Annotated in this window: 11 protein-coding genes; all 11 read left to right on the plus strand. The window is 41.2% G+C overall.

Annotated elements, in window-relative coordinates:
• Positions 1-4 precede the first annotated feature (4 nt).
• The 11 genes from DBR40_RS19335 (at position 5) to DBR40_RS19385 (ending at position 21,939) form a co-directional block, all read left to right on the plus strand.
• Positions 5-673, plus strand: a complete 669-nt coding sequence (locus DBR40_RS19335; protein ID WP_124561393.1) for a DUF3826 domain-containing protein — start codon at positions 5-7, stop codon at positions 671-673.
• 459 nt (positions 674-1,132) lie between these two features.
• A complete protein-coding gene (locus DBR40_RS19340) occupies positions 1,133-4,402 on the plus strand; it encodes a SusC/RagA family TonB-linked outer membrane protein (protein WP_124561394.1) in 3,270 nt (1,089 codons plus the stop codon).
• An 11-nt stretch (positions 4,403-4,413) separates the two neighbouring features.
• On the plus strand, positions 4,414-6,264 hold the full coding sequence (locus tag DBR40_RS19345; RefSeq protein WP_124561395.1) for a RagB/SusD family nutrient uptake outer membrane protein: 1,851 nt from the start codon (positions 4,414-4,416) through the stop codon (positions 6,262-6,264).
• A gap of 397 nt (positions 6,265-6,661) precedes the next feature.
• On the plus strand, positions 6,662-8,323 hold the full coding sequence (locus DBR40_RS19350; RefSeq protein WP_124561396.1) for a polysaccharide lyase family 1 protein: 1,662 nt from the start codon (positions 6,662-6,664) through the stop codon (positions 8,321-8,323).
• Between the two features lies 1 nt (position 8,324).
• Positions 8,325-9,956: a polysaccharide lyase family 1 protein gene (locus tag DBR40_RS19355; RefSeq protein ID WP_124561397.1), complete on the plus strand. Its 1,632-nt coding sequence runs from the start codon at positions 8,325-8,327 to the stop codon at positions 9,954-9,956.
• A 117-nt stretch (positions 9,957-10,073) separates the two neighbouring features.
• A complete protein-coding gene (locus DBR40_RS19360) occupies positions 10,074-13,235 on the plus strand; it encodes a DUF6298 domain-containing protein (RefSeq protein WP_124561398.1) in 3,162 nt (1,053 codons plus the stop codon).
• A gap of 35 nt (positions 13,236-13,270) precedes the next feature.
• The gene (locus DBR40_RS19365; RefSeq protein WP_233603938.1) at positions 13,271-14,638 is read left to right on the plus strand and encodes a glycoside hydrolase family 140 protein; all 1,368 of its coding nucleotides are present in this window, start codon (positions 13,271-13,273) and stop codon (positions 14,636-14,638) included.
• Positions 14,639-14,753: 115 nt separating this feature from the next.
• Entirely contained in the window at positions 14,754-15,686 is a 933-nt protein-coding gene (locus DBR40_RS19370; RefSeq protein WP_233603939.1) for a glycoside hydrolase family 43 protein, read from the plus strand.
• An 87-nt stretch (positions 15,687-15,773) separates the two neighbouring features.
• Positions 15,774-17,606, plus strand: a complete 1,833-nt coding sequence (locus tag DBR40_RS19375; RefSeq protein WP_124561400.1) for a six-hairpin glycosidase — start codon at positions 15,774-15,776, stop codon at positions 17,604-17,606.
• Positions 17,603-19,165: a sialate O-acetylesterase gene (locus tag DBR40_RS19380; protein WP_233603940.1), complete on the plus strand. Its 1,563-nt coding sequence runs from the start codon at positions 17,603-17,605 to the stop codon at positions 19,163-19,165. The genes DBR40_RS19375 and DBR40_RS19380 overlap by 4 nt, the downstream gene beginning before the upstream one ends.
• Complete coding sequence (locus tag DBR40_RS19385) at positions 19,165-21,939, plus strand: glycoside hydrolase family 2 protein (protein WP_124561401.1); 2,775 nt, start codon at positions 19,165-19,167, stop codon at positions 21,937-21,939. Before DBR40_RS19380 ends, DBR40_RS19385 begins: the two co-directional genes overlap by 1 nt.
• The last annotated feature ends 132 nt before the right edge of the window (positions 21,940-22,071 follow it).

Below are 22,071 nucleotides of genomic sequence, written 5' to 3' on the forward strand. Positions count from 1 at the left end.
AAAAATGAAATCACAGATTTTAGCCCTGTTGTTAACGTGCTCAGCTGCAACCACGGTTTTTGCTCAAAATAATGCAGTTGCCGATAAGGCCGCCTATACCAAAACCATTACCGAGCGTGCTGCTAAAATTGTAGTACCCCTGGGTATTACCGATACTAAAAAAGCAGAGAAAGTTACAGGAATCATCAGAGATCAATACAGTAACCTGAACGATATTTACACAGCGAGAGATCTTGAGGTTAAAGAAATTAAAGAAAAGAACAAAGACAATAAAGTATTGAGAGATTCGGCTTTGGCCAAACAAGACCGTGCTGTAGAGGCATCGTTGGCCAAACTTCATAAAAAATACATCAGCAAACTGTCTGCACAATTAAACAGCGAGCAAATTGAAGGTGTTAAAAATGGAATGACCTATGGCGTACTACCACTTACCTACAAAGCTTACCAGGAAGAGATTTTAACCTTAACCGAAGATCAGAAAAAACAAATTCTGGTTTGGTTAACCGAAGCCCGCGAGCGCGCCATGGATGCAGAATCGTCAGATAAAAAACATGCCTGGTTCGGAAAGTACAAAGGCCGCATTAATAATTACCTTTCGGCCGCAGGTTACGACCTTAAAAAAGAAGGTATTGAATGGGAAAAAAGGCGTAAATTAAAGGCTCAGGGAAACTAATTATAATCAAGCCGGGTACCTGAAAATTTTTTATCATTTTTTATTTAAGAATATTTCATTTATATATGAATTTATCACTACATTGTATTGTCAATTAAGAAAAGGGATAAATGAGTATTTACTTTATTTTATCAGAACAAAAATAAGGCAATATTTAACTACAATTCTAGCTATATCCATGTTTTAATTACAATTTAAATTATAATATACTTTCTAACCAAAGGATTAACAGAGATTGAAATATAATGAGCCAAATTACCTCTATTTTTTTGTATCATTTTTAATAAACGTTGATTTGACGTTATATTTTTTTTTTATATAGGAAAAAAGCATTGATCTCCTTATTACTGATAATCAATTGCAACTTTATAATAATAAAGACAAAATTATAAATACCAGAGCATTAAATGGAAGGACTAAGCCTTCCAAAACCATGTTAAAAACTAACCAAATAATAAGATGAACTTAAAATTTTTACGCAAAATTTCTTTGCCTTTGCTGCTTATGCTTATGGCAAGTACAATTCTCTTTGCCCAAGACCGAAAGGTTACCGGTAAGGTTGTTGATCAATCCGACGGGAGTGGTATTCCCGGGGTGAATGTAAGCATCAAAGGTATTCCCAGTAACGTAAGCACAAATGCAGACGGCGTTTACACCATCCAGGTAAAAAACAACACAGATGTATTGGTATTTTCTTATATCGGATATATAAGGCAGCAAATCACGGTGGGTACCCAAAACAATATCAATGTAAAACTTCTTCCAGATAATAAAAACCTCGAAGACGTGGTGGTGGTGGGTTATGGTACCCGGAAGAAAATCTCTTTAACAGGTTCCGTTTCTACACCAGATTTAAAAACTGTAGAAGATATACCTGCCTTAAACATTACATCGGCTTTAAAAGGTACTACACCAGGTTTAAGTGTTTCTGGCGGAGCACAAAGACCAGGGCAAGGAACTACCATTACTATTCGTAATCCGGTGGTATTTGCTAAAGATGGCGGACAAGGAACCAATCCGTTATTCGTAATTGATGATATCATAAGGACACAAGCCGACTTTGATAATCTTGATATTAATGAGGTAGAGAGTGTAACAGTGCTGAAAGACGCAGAAGCAGCCATTTTTGGTATTCAAGGTGCGAATGGTGTAATTATGATTAGAACTAAAAAAGGAAGAATCGGAGCACCAAAATTTAATATTAGCAATTCATTAGGGGTTTCTACCGCTACCATTATGCCTAAATTGATGAATTCTTCGCAATTAGGAACGTTTTCAAATGATTATACAAATGCATCAGCATATATTCAAACTGTACCAGGTGTACCAGTAGACAAATTCATTAATGCTGACGGTTATTTAGTAACAGCAGGCGTGCCTGCAAGTTCCAGAACGGCTGCCTGGTATACTCCAGATGAGTTAGAATATTTTGCTAATAACAGTCATGATTACTTCAATGATGCTTTTGGTCCAGCTTACGTTTGGAGAACAGCAGCAAATATTAGTGGCGGAACAGATAAAGTAACTTATTTTATTGGTGGCGATTTCGTAAATCAGAACAGTAACTTTAAAGGAATTAATTCGCATAAATATGGTTTAAGGGCTTCAGTAGAAGCAAAACCTGCTAAAGGTCTTGTAACTTCATTATCATTAAATGCAAATATTGGTTATTCAAGAAGTTACTGGTATAAATTAACGAGTACCTCAGAGAATTTAGATAATGACGCGGCATCGTTACAAAATGTTCAGCCATGGCAAGAATATTTTATCAATGGTAATCCGGTAATTATTGGAGGAAGTAATACTGGTGGTAATGATAACATCAATTTTTTCCAAATCCAAAATTCAAATAACTATACCGGCGGTACAAATACATCAACAAATATTTTAGCCAAAGTAACTTATGAAATTCCAGGAATTAAAGGCTTAATGGCTACAGCAACATTTAATAAAAACTTAAATGCAGCTAACAATAAGCAATTCGGTACCACATTTGTTTATTATAAATACGCTGGGTTAGGCGCAAACAACCACATTCCGGGAGGAAATTTAACAGGTACTTTTAATGTGTTAAACGGGGATAAAGTTCGTTTAACACCAACATTTGCTGATAGCTACCAGATAAATGGTGGTTTAACCTACAATCGCACCTTTGGAAAGCATAGTATTTCTGCATTGGCTTTATTTGAGCAACGTGAACAATACAGTGAGAGTGTTAATGCCGAGGCAACAGGCTTAGTGGCGGGTGCCTTGGATTACCAATCATTTGCAGTAGGTACATCAAGCTCTAATCAATCATCAGCAGTAAGTCTTTTTGGTTTCCAATCTATTATCTCGAGATTAAATTATGATTACGATCAGAAATACTTGTTTCAAGCGATTTTTAGAAGAGATGGAAGCTCACGATTTGCACCGGGCAATAACTGGGGTAATTTTCCAGCTGCATCGGTTGGCTGGGTAGCATCAAAAGAATCTTTTATTGCTGATAATTTTAAGTGGTTAGATATGTTAAAATTCAGAGCCTCATTTGGTTTGTCTGGTGTGGATAATACAAAAGCTTATCAATATCTGGCCAATTATAACTTAGGTACTGGTAGCGCTGGAGGAGCTGTATTTAATGGAAACGATAACAGAACAATTGCGATTAAGCCAAATTTAGCGATTCCAAACGCAGATGTAACCTGGAATAAAGAGTTCAAAACCTCTTATGGTGTTGATATGGCTTTCTTAAAAAATCGGCTATCATTTACCGGAGAATACTATTGGAATCACGGTACAGATATTTTAACATCATTAAGCTCATCAGTTCCTGCTACAATTGGAGCAAGCACACCAACTGAAAACTATACCAATGCAAACACATTTGGTTGGGAGTTCTCTGCAACCTGGAAAGATAACATTGGAAAAGATTTCACTTACAGTTTTAGTCCGTTCTACACCTGGATGGACAATAAAATGTTAAAGGTAGATCAATCTGCAGCAATTGTTGGTACAGTTGAAGATGTTACCGGAAGATCTTCTGATTTAGGTGTATTTGGTTACAAATCATTAGGTATTATCAGAACTCAAGCTGAGGCTGATGCAATTATAGCACAAAGAGCAACAGCTGCAGGTGGATCTGCCAATGTTAAAATATTTGGACAAGCCTTGCAACCTGGCATGATCAATTACGAAGATGTGAATGGTGATGGGGTGATTAGTACCGATAAGAAAGATCAGGCATTCATCAAAAGCAGACAAAATAATCATAATGCTTTGGGTTTGAACTGGAATGTTGGCTATAAAGGATTGGTGTTAAATGTAATTATGGGCGTTTCATGGGGCGGCTGGACAACAATTGATGGTTTAAAGCCAGCAAATCAATCTAGTGCTGCAACAGGTGCATCTATTTATGATAACAGAGCGGCTTATTGGGTTGATCACTGGACACCAACAAACACAGACGCCACATACCCTAATCCGTTCTTTAGAACCAATTTTGAAGTAACGTCTGACTTTTGGTTAGTTAAGGCGACAAGTTTTAACATAACAAGTTTGAATTTAAGCTACAACATACCAACTAAAATTGCTAATAAAGTAGGTATGGCTAGTGCCAGAATTTTTACGGTCGCTACCAATCCAATTCAATTTATTAACCCATTCCCTGGTAAATACAGAGATTTGCAAACAGCTTTATATAGTTACCCAACACTAAAAACTTGGTCGTTTGGTTTAAATATTGGCTTTTAATACGTATAAAAATGAAAAAGATATTCGTTATAACTGCATTAAGTTTAGCTGTAATTTCGCTAACAAATTGCAAAAAAGTTTTAGAAAAATCAGACGTAGGAAATTTTACTGCTGAGCAAGTATTTAATGATTCAACCACGGTAAAATTGAATGTAGATTATTTATATAGTCAAAATCAGCCTAATTGGTTCGGTAGTACAGGCGGTTCTATTCACTCTGCCGGAACATATAATTTAACAGAAGAAAGTCAAGGAAGTAATGTTTTTGTTTTAGGTACTGCAACAATAGAAAGTGTTACTGATTTAGGGGTTGCTAACGCGAATAATAATAGCTATGGAAAAATCAGGACAATCAATACTTTCTTAAGAGATTTAAACGCAGGCAACCTGGATATAGCCATGAAACGTAGATTTGCCGCTCAGGCCTATTTTTGGAGAGCATTCAGATACTTTGAATTAGCTAAGCTGTACGGAGGGGTACCATTAATCTTAGTGCCACTTAACGCCGTTGGTGATGAAGCAAAACAATTGGCTTTAACACCTCGCGCTAAAACCAGTGAAGTATTTGCTCAAATTAAAAAGGATTTGGATTCTTGTGTAAAGTACTTACCTGCAAAATGGCCTAAACAAGCCGATTATGGTCGGATTACTTCAGGCGCAGCTGCTGCTTTTATGGGTAGGGTATTGCTAACCTATGCCAGCCCCGAGTTTAATCCAAGTAACGATGTAACAAGATGGCAAGCTGCTTATGATGCAAATAAAACTGCAGTAACACTTTTATCTGCAAACGGTTTTGGACTTTATTCAAAGTTCGACTATACCATGTGGACAACCGAAGGAGGAACGTCTACTGGTGCTCCATTAAATCCAGAAGCCGTACTCGTAACCGGATATAATACTTCTTCGGTAGATATTAATATGAATAACAACACATTCGATAATGGGGCCAGACCTAGATCTGTTTCTGGAAGCGGTTCATATACGCCTAGTTACGAAATGACTTTAGCTTTTCCAATGTTGGATGGCAAGCCAGCTACCGGAACCGGAGCATCCACAAAGTATCCGTATACAATGTCTACATTCTATAAAAATAGAGACCCAAGATTTAATGCAACTATTGCCTACAATGGAGCAACCTGGGGTAGTGTAATGAATGGTACCCGTTTATGGACATACTATTATTACAGTGCAGCTTCAGGTACAACAAATAAAACAACAGAAGCAACGGCAGCGAGCAATACCGGTTTTTATTTACGCAAGGGGGTAGATGAGACAAAGGCATCTCCAAGTACATTTATCGGAACCGATTGGATTGAAATCCGTTACGCTGAAGTGCTCCTGAATTTAGCAGAAAGTGCAGCAGAATTGAATAAATTGGGTGCAGCAGATGAACCCTATGCAAATTTGATCGCGATAAGAAAACGGGCTGGAATTGAGGCTGGTGCCGACGGTTTGTATGGTTTAAGTGCTGGCATGTCACGCATTGATTTAGTCGCTGCTATTATGAAAGAAAGACAGATAGAATTCGCATTTGAAGGTAAAAGATTTTTTGATCTACGAAGGAGAAAGCTGCTTGAATCGACCCTCAACGGAATGAAAAGAAATGCACTTGTAATTCAGTTAAACAGAAGTGGTACGTTAGCAACCGACTATATTGCTTCTACCAGGGAAGCATCTGCCATAACTTCATTAGATGCCTTGTACGCTTCTAGTTTTACATTAAGTTTAAAAGCATTGGATACCCAGAACATTAATTTCCAGGCAGGTAATTATTTCTATGGTATTCCAACAGCGGCAATAAACAATAACCTTAATTTACAGCAAAATAATACCTGGGGCGGTCCCTTTGATCCGCTTCAATAGATGCTTTAATAATTTTTTGGGGCGGTTTGCTCATCGCCCCGGTTTTTTTATAATTGGTTTGGAAAAGGAAACATTAATTTGTTTCCTTTTTTCATTTAAGAATGTTACATTTATATATGAATTTTATTTATATCTTGTAACAGGGTTGAGAGAATGAATTTGATTTGTTACAGCTAATATTATCAATTGGTAATATTATACAAAACATAGCCAAAATTATACAGTAAACCACCCCAATTTGCATGCAACTTTGAAATATAATATACTTTCTAACCAAAATACTAACAAAGGATAAACAAAGAAATGAGCCGCAATTTTTAATAAATTTGTTCAGGCATTCCTGCTAACCAAAAATATTTGCGTAAATTCTTTCGCTTCCCAAACAAGCAAAACACAAATGAAAAAGAACCTTTTAAATCTGTTGCTTGCAACAGCATTAACGCTCCCGGTAAATTATGCATTTGCGCAATATCCAAACATCCCGGCCGACATTAAAAAATCATCCGATTCTATGATGAAAGAGGCTTATCACCAATCGGATATTGCCTGGGAAAAAGCTAAGCCAATTATGGAGAAAGAGGCCAAAATGGGCAAACCTTATATTCCGTGGGCAGGCCGCCCTAATGATTTACCACAATCAGAACTTTTGGCTTTCCCAGGTGCTGAAGGTGGTGGTGCTTATAGTTTTGGCGGTCACGGCGGTAGGGTTATTGTGGTAAAAAATTTAAACGATAAGGGTCCTGGTTCTTTGCGCGATGCCTGCGAACAGGGAGGTGCCCGCATTGTAGTTTTCAATGTAGCAGGTATCATCCGCTTAAAAACACCGCTGATTATTCGTGCACCTTATATTACAATTGCCGGTCAAACTGCACCTGGTGATGGCGTTTGTGTTGCCGGCGAATCGGTTTGGTTAAATACACACGACGTAATTGTACGCTTCATGCGTTTCAGAAGGGGCGAAACTTTTGTGGGCCGCAGGGATGATGCCATAGGTGGCAACCCGGTGGGTAACATCATGATCGACCACGTTTCGGCCAGCTGGGGTTTAGACGAGAACATGTCGATGTACCGCCATATGTACAATGATAGTACCGGTAAAACCGAAGAAAAACTGGGCACGGTAAATATCACCATTCAAAACTCGATCTTTTCTGAAGCACTAGATTACTGGAACCATGCTTTTGGTAGCACTTTAGGTGGCGAGAACTGTGCCTTTGTTCGTAACCTTTGGGCCGATAACGGTGCGCGTAACCCTTCAATCGGCTGGAACGGTATTTTCAACTTCGCCAATAATGTGGTATTTAACTGGAACAACCGCTCAACTGATGGTGGCGATTATACTGCACAATATAATATCATCAACAACTTTTATAAACCAGGTCCAGTTACCGAACTTGGCGATCCAATCAGCTATCGCATTTTAAAGCCAGAATCGGGCCGTAGTAAATTACCTTATGTGGTATTTGGCAGGGCTTATGTTAATGGCAACATCATCGAAGGAAACGAAAAAGTAACCCGCGATAACTGGAATGGCGGTGTACAAATGGAAGATAAAAAAGGAGGCTTAATGTCTTTCGAAACGGCAAGTAAATATTTCCCGGCCATGAAAGCACAAAAACCTTTCCCAATGCCTAAAATCAGTATTATCCCAACACTACAGGCTAAAGATTATGTACTGGCCAACGCTGGTGCTACTTTACCTAAACGCGATCCGGTTGATACCCGTGTAATTAAACAGGTGGCTACAGGCAAAATCGAAGTTCATCCCGATGCCAAACCTTCAGCTTTTCAGTTCGAACACCGCCGTTTAGCTAAAGATTCTTACAAACATGGCATTATTACCGAAATTTCACAGGTAGGTGGTTATCCTGAATATAAAGGAACACCTTACAAAGATACTGATGATGATGGTATGCCAGATACTTACGAAATCAAAAACGGCTTGAACCCTAAGGATGCTACTGATGCGGTTAAAATCACCAAAAGTGGTTATTCAAACATAGAAGTTTATTTAAACAGCGTAGTTCCGGTTTCAATTGTAAAACCTAACACTAAATAATATGCGCACCTGGAGCTCAATTTTTAGCGTACTGGTCCTTTGTGCCGTAGGAAATGTAGCATTTGCACAATATCCGGTTATACCTGAGGCGATGGAAAAGAAAGCCGATTCGCTTTTAAACAGTATAGAAGAGAAATCGGAACTTCAGTTTCTGAAGGTAAAATCCATTATCGATGAGGAGGCCAAACATGGCAAACCCTATATTCCATGGGCAGCCAAACCCAGCGACTTACCTCAATCCAAACTGGTAGCCTTTCCGGGCGCCGAGGGTGGTGGCGCTTATTCTTTTGGCGGTCGCGGGGGTAAAGTTTACGTGGTAAACAACTTAAACGATTCGGGCAAGGGCAGCCTGCGCGAAGCCTGCGAACAGGGTGGTTCCAGGATTATTGTATTTAATGTTTCGGGAATCATCAAACTTAAAACACCACTGATTATCCGCGCACCGTACATTACCATTGCAGGCCAGAGTGCCCCGGGTGATGGCGTTTGTATTGCCGGCGAATCGGTTTGGATCAATACCCATGATGTAGTAATCCGTTACATGCGTTTCCGCAGAGGCGCTACTGATGTAACCCGCAGAGATGATGCCATTGGCGGCAATCCGGTTGGAAATATCATCATCGACCACGTTTCGGCAAGCTGGGGACTGGATGAAAACATGTCGATTTACCGCCATGTTTATGATAAAAAAGATGGTTCTAAGCCCGAAAAGCTACCAACTGTGAACGTAACCATTCAGAACTCTATTTTTTCGGAGGCTTTAGATACTTACAACCATGCTTTTGGCAGTACCATCGGCGGCTTGAACAGTACTTTTATGCGTAATTTGTGGGCATCCAATATCAGCCGTAATCCATCAGTTGGTATGTATGGCGATTTCGGCTTTGCCAATAATGTAATCTTCAACTGGTGGAACCGCAGTGCAGATGGCGGAGATAATGCTTCTTTTTATAGTTTCGTTAACAACTACTACAAACCAGGACCTATTACACCTGCCGGCGAACCGATTTCTTATCGTATCTTAAAGCCAGAATCGGGGAGAGACAAAAAATTTGCCAACGAATTTGGTAAAGCTTACGTTACCGGAAATATTACTGAGGGCAATCCAAAAGTAACCCAAAACAACTGGGATGGTGGCGTACAACCAGAAACCAAACGCGATAAACAAAAACTGCTCGATTCGATGCGTGTAGATAAACCTTTGCCAATGGCAAAAATTTCGATCATCGATACCAAAAAAGCTTACGATTATGTACTGGCTAATGCCGGGGCAAGTTTGCCGGTTCGTGATGCTGTTGATCAACGCATTGTAAAACAGGTTAGCACAGGCAAAATAGAACACGTAGAAGATGGGAAACTGCCGGCTAAACAAAGTTATGTTAAACGACGCTTACCAGCCGATTCGTATAAACAAGGCATCATTTCGGATATTGCGCAGGTTGGCGGCTATCCTGAATACAATGGAAAACCTTACTTAGATACCGATCAGGATGGTATTCCGGATGCCTGGGAAACTAAGCATGGCCTCAACCCGAAAGATGGAAAAGATGCCGCAAGCATTACAAAATCGGGTTATGCGAATATTGAAGTGTATTTGAATAGCCTGGTAGATATCAGTAAAGTGAGACCTTAAGCTTAAATACAATCCGCGATCGTCATGCTGAATTTATTTCAGCATCTCTTTAACAGCGACCCTGAAATAAATTCAGGGTGACGCGTATTTGAATTAAGTTGATTAACAAAAACATAAATGCCAAAAACTAACCACATATTAAAGTCACCATCACTTAAAACTATCTCCATTCTGGTGATTGCGTTTTTTGTGAGCCAGGTATCCTTTGGTCAGAAAACCAAACCAGTTGAGCCACCTAAGCCCATATTTAAGGGTAAAGATGGTAAAATGGCGTACACTGCTGATGCCCAGGGAAACCGCATTCCCGATTTTTCTTATGCTGGTTACATGGCTGGCGAAAAAGCTATTCCCACAGCTACAGTTAAAATTGTGGTTCCGGTGGTTGAGGGCGATGCGACCCCGTATATTCAGCGTGCTATTGATATGGTTTCTGCGCTGCAACCGGGCAAGGATGGTTTACGTGGTGCAGTTTTATTAGAAAAAGGAACTTATCAGGTTGCCGGAATCTTAAAAATTTCGGCTTCTGGTGTCATCATCAGGGGGAGCGGAATGGGAGAGAATGGCACCAGGATTTTCGCTACCGGTTTAGATCGTATCGGCCTAATCAGGATTTTGGGCAAAAACAACAAAATTCAACAAGCGGCAGTTGCCATTAACGATACGTATGTGCCTGTTAATGCCATGCAACTTACGCTGGCCGATGCAAGTGGATTTAAAGTGGGTGATAGAATCACCATACAACGTCCATCCACAAAAGAGTGGATTGAAACACTAAAAACAGTTGAGTTTGGCGGTGGCGAAAGTGCGCTCGGCTGGAAACCAGGTACAAGGGATATTTTCTGGGACCGTAAAATTACCGCCATCAGCGGATCAACCATAACTTTCGATGCGCCCATTACTACCGCACTCGACGCCAAAATTGGTGGTGCAACTGTTGCTAAATACAAATGGGATGGCCGCATTGCAAAGGTTGGTATTGAGAACCTAAAACTCGAATCAGATTACCACAAAGACAATATTAAAGACGAATATCATCGTTGGACAGCTATCTGCATCGAAAACGCAGAAGATGCCTGGGTACGGCAGATTGTTTTCGAGCATTTTGCAGGTTCTGCAGTGAATGTTCTGGCTACAGCCAAAAGAATTACAGTTGAGGATTGTAAATCCTTAGCCCCGGTTTCTGAAATTGGTGGCGAACGACGCAATACCTTTTTAACCACAGGCCAGCAAACGCTTTTCCAAAGGTTGTATTCAGAATATGGCTACCACGATTTCGCGGTTGGTTTCTGCGCACCCGGACCTAATGTTTTTGTACAATGCCAATCGTATTTACCATTTAGTTTTAGTGGCGCTTACGATAGCTGGGCTTCGGGAGTGTTATTCGATATCGTAAATATTGACGGGCAGGCATTAAGTTATCTGAACCGTGGTCAGGATGGCCAGGGAGCAGGCTGGAGTGCTGCAAACAGTGTTTTTTGGCAGTGTAGTGCAGCAAGAGTCGACAATTACCAGCCACCCACTGCTCAAAACTGGGCTTTTGGCACCTGGTCGCAATTTGCAGGTAACGGTTACTGGGACATGTCGAATGAGCAAATCCAGCCCCGTAGTTTGTATTATGCCCAGTTAAAAGACAGGTTAGGCAACAGCGTTGATGCCCGAACCTTTGTACTTCCGGTTGAAACCGAAGCATCGAGCAGTCCGCCTGTTGATGTTGCCCTTAAACTCACCAAACTGGCTTATAAACCTGCATTAACCTTATCCGAATATATCGATTCGGCAGCAGAAAGGAATAAAATCCCAACCGATAAAGGTCAGGCTAAATCCGTTACCAGCTCAGGATTTCACAGCAGCAGCACCGTGCAAACAGCTGGTATAATGAGCATAAAAAATGGCTGGATTGCCCGTGGCAACGAAATTGTGCTTGGCGACAGGCAGGAAGTTCCCTGGTGGAATGGCAGCGCCCGTCCGCATGGCTTAAAAAACACGAAATTCCACATTACCCGTTTTGTACCGGGCCGCGAAGGAAATGGCTTAACCGATAATTTAGAGGAAATAACCGATTCGATGAAAAATGGCCAGGTTAAAATCCTTGATCACAATTATGGCCTTTGGTATGATAGGAGAAGAGACGACCACGAGCGTATCCGCCGTATGGACGGAGAAGTTTGGGCACCATTTTACGAACTTCCTTTTGCCCGTAGCGGACAGGATAAAGCCTGGGATGGTTTGAGTAAATACGATATCACCAAATACAACCTCTGGTATTGGGACCGTTTAAAAACTTTTGCTAACCTGGCCGATCAGAAAGGTTTGGTACTCATTCACGAAAACTATTTTCAGCATAACATTATTGAAGCCGGTGCACACTATGCCGATTTCCCATGGCGTACCGCAAATAACATCAACAGTACAGGTTTCCCTGAGCCCGTTCCTTATGCAGGCGATAAACGCATTTTTATGGCAGAGCAGTTTTACGATATCAGCAATGCACATCACAGAGCAATCCATAAAGCTTATATCCGAAAATGCCTGGAAAATTTCGACGGAAACTCTGGTGTAATCCAGCTTATCGGTGCTGAGTTTACAGGCCCTCTGCATTTTGTACAATTCTGGATCGACACCATTAAAGAATGGGAAAAGGAAACCGGTAAACACCCGATTATTGGGCTAAGCGTAACGAAAGACGTGCAGGATGCCATTTTAGCTGATCCGGAACGCGCAAACGTAATCGATTTAATCGATATCCGCTATTGGCACTATCAGGCCGATGGCACTGCCTATGCACCGCAAGGAGGTTTAAGCCTTGCCCCACGTCAGCACGCACGCTTATTAAAACCTAAGAAAACATCTTTTGAAGAGGTTTATCATGCTGTTTCTGAGTATAAAACCAAATTCCCTGAAAAAGCGGTAATCTATTCGGGCGATAGCTACGATAATTTCGGATGGGCCATTTTGATGGCAGGCGGTTCACTTTCTAACGTAGATCATATCGATAAAGCTACACTTAACCTCATTGCAGGTACCAAGGCCTTTCTTCCGGTAGGAAAAAATACAAAGCAATATGGTTTGGAAAACGCAGGAAAAACCTATGTTCTATACAACGCCACCACCGAAGCCATAAGTGTAGACCTGACTAAAACCAGCGGGAAATTCAGTTTGAAAGTATTGAATCCTAAAACCGGAAAAGTACTGAAAGAAGAGAAAATAAACGGAAATACAGTTGCCAAAATCAGTAAAACCGGTGCAGGCGACGAGGTAATTATCATCAATAAAATTTAGTTATGACGCTTAAATCTAAAATATTTCTTTTATCAATGATATCCTTACTCGCCTTTGGCTGTAAGAAAAAGCCGTATTTTGGCGATAATAGCTTACTGGTTTCCGAAAATGGCAGATATTTAACTACCGGCGACGGAAAACCTTTTTTCTGGCTGGGCGATACCGGCTGGTTACTGTTTGGCAGGCTAACGCGCGAAGAGGCCAATACCTACCTCGAAGATAGAAAGCAAAAAGGCTTTAATGTAATCCAGGTAATGGTTTTGCACGATGTGCCCTCGCGCAATGTGTATTTAGATTCGTCGGTAGTGCATGCTGATGTGTCCAGGCCAATGGTTACGCCAGGCAATAACCCCAAAGATTCTGTTGCTTACGATTATTGGGACCATGTAGATTACATTGTAGACAAGGCGGCCGAAAAAGGGCTTTACATGGCCTTGGTACCCGTTTGGGGAACCAATGTTAAAACCGGAAAAGTAAAAGAAGCGCAAGCCAAAAAATATGCCGAATTCTTAGCTAAAAGATACCGTGACAGATGGAATATCATCTGGCTAAATGGTGGCGACATTAAAGGTTCTGACGGCTTGAAAGTGTGGAATGCAATCGGCCAGACACTAAGGGCCAACGATCCGAATCACCTAATTACTTTTCACCCAAGAGGCAGAACAGCCTCTTCGCAATGGTTCCACAATTCGCCGTGGAGCAATTTCGATATGGTACAATCGGGCCATCGCCGTTACGAACAGGATACTTCTAAAAACGAAAAATTACACTACGGCGAAGACAACTGGAAATACATTGAAACCGATTATAAGCTAAAGCCTGTTAAACCTACTATCGATGGCGAACCCTCGTATGAAGATATTCCCCAGGGTTTGCACGATACTACCCAACCACGCTGGCAAGATGCTGATGTGAGAAGGTATGGTTACTGGTCGGTTTTTGCGGGGGCTTTTGGCTACACATACGGCCATAATTCGGTAATGCAGATGTACAAGTTTACGGATAAAAAACCTGCTTACGGTCCAAAAGACCAGTGGATTACCGCCCTGAATGCTAAAGGGGCAACGCAAATGCAATATTTAAAACAGCTGATGTTATCGCATAATTATTTCGATCGCGTACCCGATCAGACGCTGGTTGCCGGTAAAAACGGAGAAAGGTACGAGCGTGTACTCGCTACAAGAGGCGAAGATTATGCCTTCTTTTATACCTATACAGGCCAAAATTTCAAAGTACAAATGGGTAAAATTGATGGTGATGATGTAAAGGCATCGTGGTTTGACCCAAGAACAGGAAAAATCACACCAATTGGCGAATTTGAAAACAAAGGGATCCACGAGTTTGATCCTCCGGGAACACCTGCAAATGGTAACGATTGGGTGTTGATTTTAGATAATATATAGATAATCGTCATTTCGACTGGAGTGAAGCGGAATGGAGAAATCTATTTAAAGGATGTGAGATTCCCGCCTGCGCGGGAACGACGATCAGGGAAGTAAAGAAATAACAAAAAAAAACGTGTTAAAATCAAAGTTAATATCATCATTTCGGTTAGCTATAATTGGTTTGCTTTGCTGTGGGTTAACTTCCTGCTCCAAACAGGCTTACTTATTTACTTCGTTCCACGAACCGGCTACAGAAGGTTTGCGCCTGTTGTATAGTTATGATGCTTACCACTGGACCGATTTAAACAAAACGGTCTTAAAACCGGCAGTTGGCACGCAGAAAGTATTGCGTGATCCATCAATTGTTCAGGGTCCGGATGGCACTTTCCATTTAGTTTGGACCTGCAGCTGGAAAGGCGATAAAGGTTTTGGTTATGCCAGCTCCAAAGATCTCATCCACTGGAGTGCTCAGCAATTTTTACCAGTAATGGAAAACGAACCTAAAACCGTTAATGTTTGGGCTCCCGAAATTTTTTACGATGATGAAAAAAAAGAATTTGTAATTATTTGGGCATCAACCATACCATTCCGCTTTGCCAAAGGGATAGAAGAAGAGGAAAATAACCACCGCATGTATTCGGTTACAACTAAAGACTTTATAACTTTTTCTCAGCCGAAATTATTTCTTGATCCCGGTTTTAGTGTTATTGATGCCGTGATTGTGAAACGCGCAACTAAAGATTATGTACTGGTACTGAAAGACAATACCCGTCCGAACCGCAATTTAAAGGTAGCTTTTGCCAGGTCAGCTTTGGGGCCTTACAAAAATGTGTCTGAAACTTTTAGCCCGAAATTAACCGAAGGCCCTACGGTTGTAAAAACCGGAAAAGATTGGCTGATTTATTTTGATGCCTATGGACAAAAGATTTATTCGGCCTATAAAACAACTGATTTTAAATCCTTTAAAGATGTGACTTCCGAAGTTTCAATACCCGAAGGGCATAAACACGGAACAATTATAAAAGTGAAAAATAAAGTAATTCAGGATTTATTAAAGAGTAGATAACTCGTACAAACCTTGCAGGTTTTAAGAACCTGTAAGGTTTAAATAAGAACTCAGTGCCTTTGTGCCTTAGTAGTTAAAACATTAAAAATGAAAATATTTAAAATAATTAGTTTAGTCCTGTTGTTTGCATTGGCGATATCAAACGCGCAAGCGCAAGATACCGTGCGTTACACAGGCAAAACACTGGTTAATGCCGATTATCATCATGGCCAGCTAACACCGGTAGTGGGCGTGCACAATATTCAAACTTTCAGGGCGAACAGGGAACACCCTGAACTGGCCGAAAACTTTGGTTGGACTTATAACCACGCACCCATGCTGGCTTACTGGAATAACCGTTTTTATGTAGAATATTTAAGCGATAAAGTAGGAGAAAGCATCCCGCCGGGACAAACTTTACTACAATCGTCGAAAGATGGTTATACCTGGACCAAACCCGATGTAATTTTTCCGGTTTACCGTATTCCTGATGGCACTACAAAAGAAGGGCGCACAGATGTAGCTAAAGATCTCGATGCGGTGATGCACCAACGGATGGGTTTTTATGTATCCACCAAAAACGTATTCCTGGTTTTGGGCTTTTATGCCATTAGTTTCGATGCCAAAGATGATCCGAACGATGGGCATGGCATTGGCCGGGCGGTGCGCGAAATTCAGGCAGACGGCAAATACGGACCGATTTATTTCATTCACTACAATCCAGGTTATTCAGAAAAAAACACCCGATATCCTTATTATACAAAAAGTAAAAGCAAAGCTTTTGTTGAAGCTTGTAAGGAGTTGTTGACCAATAAATTAATGACCCAGCAATGGAACGAAGAGGCAGACCGAAAAGATCCGCTTATCACCTTGCAGAAGCAATACAAAGCGTTTAGCTATTACCATTTGCCTGATGGCCGCGTAGTAGGCTTATGGAAAAATGCACTAACGGCTATCAGTACCGACAATGGTAAAAGCTGGCCTGAAAGTGCTTTCCGTGCACCCGGTTTTGTAAACAGCAACGCCAAAATATGGGGACAGAAAACAAGCGATGGTAATTATGCAACAGTATATAATCCATCCGAATACCGCTGGCCACTTGCCATCTCTACCAGCAAAAATGGCTTAGACTATACTGACCTGTCCTTAGTTAACGGCGAAATCTCTCCGATGCGCTATGGCGGCAATTACAAATCCTATGGTCCACAATATGTGCGCGGCATAGAAGAAGGCAACGGAAAACCTGCCGACGGGAAACTTTGGGTAACCTACAGCATGAATAAAGAAGATATCTGGGTTTCTGGTATTCCGGTACCGGTAAGCACCACGGTAAAAACGCATGTAAACGATGATTTTAGTAAAATGCCGGCCGAACAGGCTTTAGCATTTTGGAATATTTACAGTCCGATGTGGGCACCTGTAAAGGTTGAAAACGGTAATCTGGTTTTAAAAGACAAAGATCCCTTTGATTATGCCAAAGCTGAACGCGTATTTCCTGCATCGGCTAAGCTAAGTGCTTCTTTCTCAGTCACTCCGAAACAGGATAATTTTGGCTTATTGGAAATTGAGCTGCAAGACGAGAAAGGCATGGCTACCGTTCGTTTAACTTTCGATACTGCAGGCGTGTTAAGTGCAAAAGCAGGTGCACGTTACAAAAACTTCCTAAAATATAAAGCTGGCGAAACTTACGATATTAAACTAAAACTAACCACCGCGAATCGTTTTTACACCATAACGGTTAACGGCAAAGATGTGCTCACCAGCCTGGCCTTTCAACCTCTAGCCAATGTTTCGCGCATTGTGTTCCGCACCGGAGATGTTCGCCGTTTCCCGGATGTTGATACACCTGCCGATCAGACCTACGATTTAAAAAATGCGGGCGAAGCCGAGAAAAAAGAAGCTGTTTACCTGATTAAATATTTAAAAACGGAGGGATTATGAGGCAGTTGACAGTTTACAGTTCGGAGTTTGCAGTTTTCCCTTCATTGCGCTTAAAGCGCTTCGTCATTCCGACTGTAGCGAAGGAATCTTTTAAGCAAACTATTAAGATTTCTCGGCTACGTTGCACTTCGCTCGAAATGACGATAATCATTACGCTCTTATCGTTTTTTTCGCTTACCACCAATGCCAAAATCCTGTTGCCGCAAATCTTATCCAGCAATATGGTTTTGCAACGCGATAAACCCATCACGATCTGGGGCTTCGCAGCTGTTGGCGAAAAAGTAACGGTTACCTTTGCAGGCCAGAAAAAAGAAGCGATTGCCGGCCAAAACGGAAGCTGGGCAGTGGTATTAAATCCATTAAAAACATCGGCAGAGCCACAAAGCATGATCATTTCTGGTGCTAATACAATCGAACTCAGCAATATCCTGATTGGTGAGGTATGGCTTTGCTCCGGCCAGTCGAACATGGAATATGCCATGCGTAAACTTGCCAAAATCCCGAAACCAAAAAACGACAAACTGGGTTTCCCGGCTGATGAAGTTGCACAGGCGAAAAATAAACAGATCAGAATTTTCCTGGTGAATAGAAAAACGTTGATTAAACCCGATTCTATTCATAAAAGCTGGAGTGTAGCCCAGGATTCAGCCTTGCGGGCTTTTTCGGCTGTAGGTTATTTCTTTGCGAAGGAACTACAGCAAAAGCTCGGCGTTCCGGTGGGGTTAATTTCTTCCGCTGTACCCGGCAGCGCCATCGAGCCCTGGATTAGTCAGGAAGCATTTGCTACAGAACCTTATTTCAAAAACGAAAAAGTGGGTAACGATCCGGGCAAGTTTTATACACCAATGATTGAACCGCTTTCCAAATTTAAAATCGCTGGCTTTTTATGGTATCAGGGAGAAACCAATTGCTTTTTAAGCGAAACGATCAGCTACAGTTATAAAATGAAAACGCTGATAAACCTCTGGCGCAAAGCATGGGGCGAAAGTAATCTGCCTTTTTATTATGTGCAGATTGCCCCTTTCGATTACAGCAAGCAAAAAAGCGATAAAGTGGTATTGACCGCTGATACAGAGCCTGCTTTTTGGGAAGCACAAGAACAGATCTTACGCTTGCCCAATACCGGAATGGTTTCAACCTCCGATTTAAACGATAACGGTGGCGATTTACATCCAACTTATAAATGGGAGGTAGGCAGGCGTTTAGCACTTTGGGCTTTAGCCAAAACTTACAAGCAAAAAACAGACTTTTCTGGTCCTGTTTATAAAACAGTCGCCTTTAAAGGCGATAAAGCCGTACTCGATTTCGAATATTTAAATGCAAACGCTTCTGGTACTGTTACCGGCTTTACACTGGCAGGTGCTGATGGCAAATTTGTACCAGCCAATGCAGTTATCAAAGCCGGCAAGGTATGGGTTTCTGCTAAAGATGTAGCGCTGCCTAAAGCGGTGCGCTATAACTGGACAGAAAATCCCACCGGAAATTTTTACAACCACGGTTTACCCGCTTTACCTTTTCGAACCGATAATCCATTAAACCAGCAATTTAAAACCAATTAATGTTAAAACGAGCATCACTATTTCTTTGCTTTACTTTACTGTTTTGCCTGGCAAAGGCACAACAAACAGAGAAATTATATCTATCGGGTACGGGTAACGACAATACGGTAAACTGGGAATTCTTTTGTACAGAAGGCATGAATTCGGGCAAATGGACAACCATCCCTGTTCCTTCAAACTGGGAGCTGCAGGGCTTTGGCAAATACAATTACGGTTTCAACAAAGAAGAAAATAAAGGTAAGGAGCAAGGCCTTTACAAGTATAATTTCAATGTTCCCACTGTCTGGAAAAATAAGGAAATCAATATCGTTTTTGAAGGCTCGATGACCGATACTGAAGTCAAAATTAATGGTCAGCTGGCGGGAGAGATCCACCAGGGTTCATTTTATGTTTTTAAATACAACATTTCCAAACTGATTAAATTTGGAAGCGATAATTTACTTGAAGTAAAAGTAGCTAAACATTCTGCCAATGAATCGGTTAACAATGCAGAACGCAATGCTGATTTCTGGATTTTTGGTGGTATTTTCCGTCCGGTTTATCTGGAAGCTTTACCCCAAACCCACATCAACAGCGTACAAATCAATGCACAAGCTAATGGAATATTGGCTGCAAATATTTTAACCACTGGTGATGCTGATCAAATTTTGGTTCAATTAACCGATGTAAAAGGAAATAAATTAGGTAGTAATACCGCTTTTAAAATTACAGGGGCTAGCACGAGGATCAACCAGGCGTTTAAAAACCCCGCGCTTTGGTCGTCGGAGTTCCCGAATTTATATACCGCTACTTTTAAGCTAAGCAAGAATGGAAAAATGCTCCATACGCTTACCAAAAAAATAGGTTTCAGAACGGTAGAACTACGCGAGCGCGATGGCGTGTATGTTAACGGCGTAAAAATGAAATTCAAAGGGGTAAACCGACATTCCTTTTACCCATCATCTGGCCGTACCACCAGTAAGAAAATCAGCATTGCCGATGTGAAGTTAATGAAAGAAATGAACATGAATGCTGTTCGCATGTCGCATTACCCGCCTGACGGCCACTTTTTAGATGTTTGCGATTCATTGGGCTTATTTGTGATGGATGAACTGGCAGGCTGGCACGGCACATACGATACCCCAACCGGCACCAAATTATTTAAAGAAATGATGGCTAATGATGAAAACCATCCGTCTATTATATTTTGGGCCAATGGAAACGAAGGTGGCCATAACCGCGAACTCGATCACCTTTTCCCCGAAAACGACATTCAAAAAAGACCATTAATCCATCCCTGGGAAGTTTTTGGCGGTTTTGAAACCACGCATTACCGCGAATTTAATTATGGCATTGGCAATTACGATCATGGCCATAACATTTTAATGCCTACTGAGTTCCTTCATGGCATGTGGGATGGTGGCCACGGTGCGGGTATTGAGGATTACTGGAACGCGATGTGGAACAATCCGCTTTCGGCCGGAGGCTTTCTCTGGGACTTTGCCGACCAGGCTGTAGTACGCACCGATAAAAACGGCATTTTAGATACCGATGGCAATCATGGCCCAGATGGTATTGTTGGCCCTTACCACGAAAAAGAAGGTAGTTTTTTTACAATCAAGGAAGTTTGGAGTCCTGTGTTTGTCGAAAAAAGAGAAATCACACCAGCATTTGACGGAGCGTTGCGCCTGGAGAACAGATATGCTTTTACTAATCTGAATCAATGCAGCTTTGAATGGAAACTGAAAAGCCTGAAAAACGATGGTACCGAAGCGTATTTCAAAGCAGGCAAAGCTGATGCGCCCGATATTAAACCCTTTCAGAAAGGAAAACTACAAATTAACCTTCCGGCCGGCTGGAAGAATTTCGATGCCTTATATTTAACTGCAAAAGATGTTTATGGTCAGGAATTATTTACCTGGAGCTTCCCAATCAGCCTGCCGAAAGATGATGCCGCTAAGCTAGTAGTAACTACTGGTCCATCGAAAGTGAACCTGAAAGAATCGGCGACGCTTTTTCAGGTTTCGGCCAATGGCATCCAACTCACTTTCGATAAAACCACCGGCCTGTTGCAGAAAGCCGAAAATACCAAAGGAATTATCCCTTTTAACAACGGACCTGTTTTACAGGAAGGTGTAAATAACTTCAAAAATTTCACAAGCAGAATGGACGGGCAAAACCTGGTTATTGCTTCTACTTTTGACCGCAAGGAGAGTTACAATACCTTAGAGTGGACCATTTATCCATCGGGCTGGTTAAAAATGCAGGTAAAATATTTCCCTGCCGCTTATTTTACCACTTTAGTGGGTTTAAACTTTTCTTACCCCGAAACCGAAATTAAAGGCGTAACTTATAAAGGAAACGGTCCTTACCGGGTTTGGAAAAACCGAATGAAAGGCACGCAGCTGGGTATTTGGAAAAAAGATTACAACGATTCCGCCACCGGAGAACCAGCCTGGCAGTACCCTGAATTTAAGGGCTACTACTCGAATATGTACTGGTGCGAATTTGTGGGCAGGCAACAATCTTTTAAAGTAGTAACCGATCGGGAAGATGTTTTCCTGAGGTTATTTACCCCAAAAAAATCGAAAGACACAGAATATGATAACATGAGCCCAACTTTTCCTAATGGGGATATTTCTTTCATGAATGGAATATCTGCTATTGGTACCAAAACACAAAAACCAGAAACAACCGGCCCGATGGGCATGAAGCATGTTTTTTACGATTTTGAAAAAGAACCGGCGAGAGCATTGGATATGACCTTGTATTTTGATTTTTCACCTAAGAATTAACCACAGATGAATTGGATAAACACAGATAAAAAATACTTTTAATTACACTATTGGATTATTGCAGAAAAGATCAGTGTTTATTTGTGTGCATCTGTGGCAAAAAATAATTAACGAAATCAGTGTAATCACCAC

The organism is Pedobacter sp. KBW01 (assembly GCF_003852395.1).
GTDB lineage: Bacteria > Bacteroidota > Bacteroidia > Sphingobacteriales > Sphingobacteriaceae > Pedobacter.

Bases quoted from the DNA above. Each gene is read 5' to 3' on its own strand.
- DBR40_RS19380 (WP_233603940.1), top strand. From the start codon at position 17,603: ATGAGGCAGTTGACAGTTTACAGTTCGGAGTTTGCAGTTTTCCCTTCA.
- DBR40_RS19375 (WP_124561400.1), top strand. From the start codon at position 15,774: ATGAAAATATTTAAAATAATTAGTTTAGTCCTGTTGTTTGCATTGGCG.
- DBR40_RS19355 (WP_124561397.1), top strand. From the start codon at position 8,325: ATGCGCACCTGGAGCTCAATTTTTAGCGTACTGGTCCTTTGTGCCGTA.
- DBR40_RS19345 (WP_124561395.1), top strand. From the start codon at position 4,414: ATGAAAAAGATATTCGTTATAACTGCATTAAGTTTAGCTGTAATTTCG.
- DBR40_RS19360 (WP_124561398.1), top strand. From the start codon at position 10,074: ATGCCAAAAACTAACCACATATTAAAGTCACCATCACTTAAAACTATC.
- DBR40_RS19385 (WP_124561401.1), top strand. From the start codon at position 19,165: ATGTTAAAACGAGCATCACTATTTCTTTGCTTTACTTTACTGTTTTGC.
- DBR40_RS19365 (WP_233603938.1), top strand. From the start codon at position 13,271: ATGATATCCTTACTCGCCTTTGGCTGTAAGAAAAAGCCGTATTTTGGC.
- DBR40_RS19335 (WP_124561393.1), top strand. From the start codon at position 5: ATGAAATCACAGATTTTAGCCCTGTTGTTAACGTGCTCAGCTGCAACC.
- DBR40_RS19340 (WP_124561394.1), top strand. From the start codon at position 1,133: ATGAACTTAAAATTTTTACGCAAAATTTCTTTGCCTTTGCTGCTTATG.
- DBR40_RS19350 (WP_124561396.1), top strand. From the start codon at position 6,662: ATGAAAAAGAACCTTTTAAATCTGTTGCTTGCAACAGCATTAACGCTC.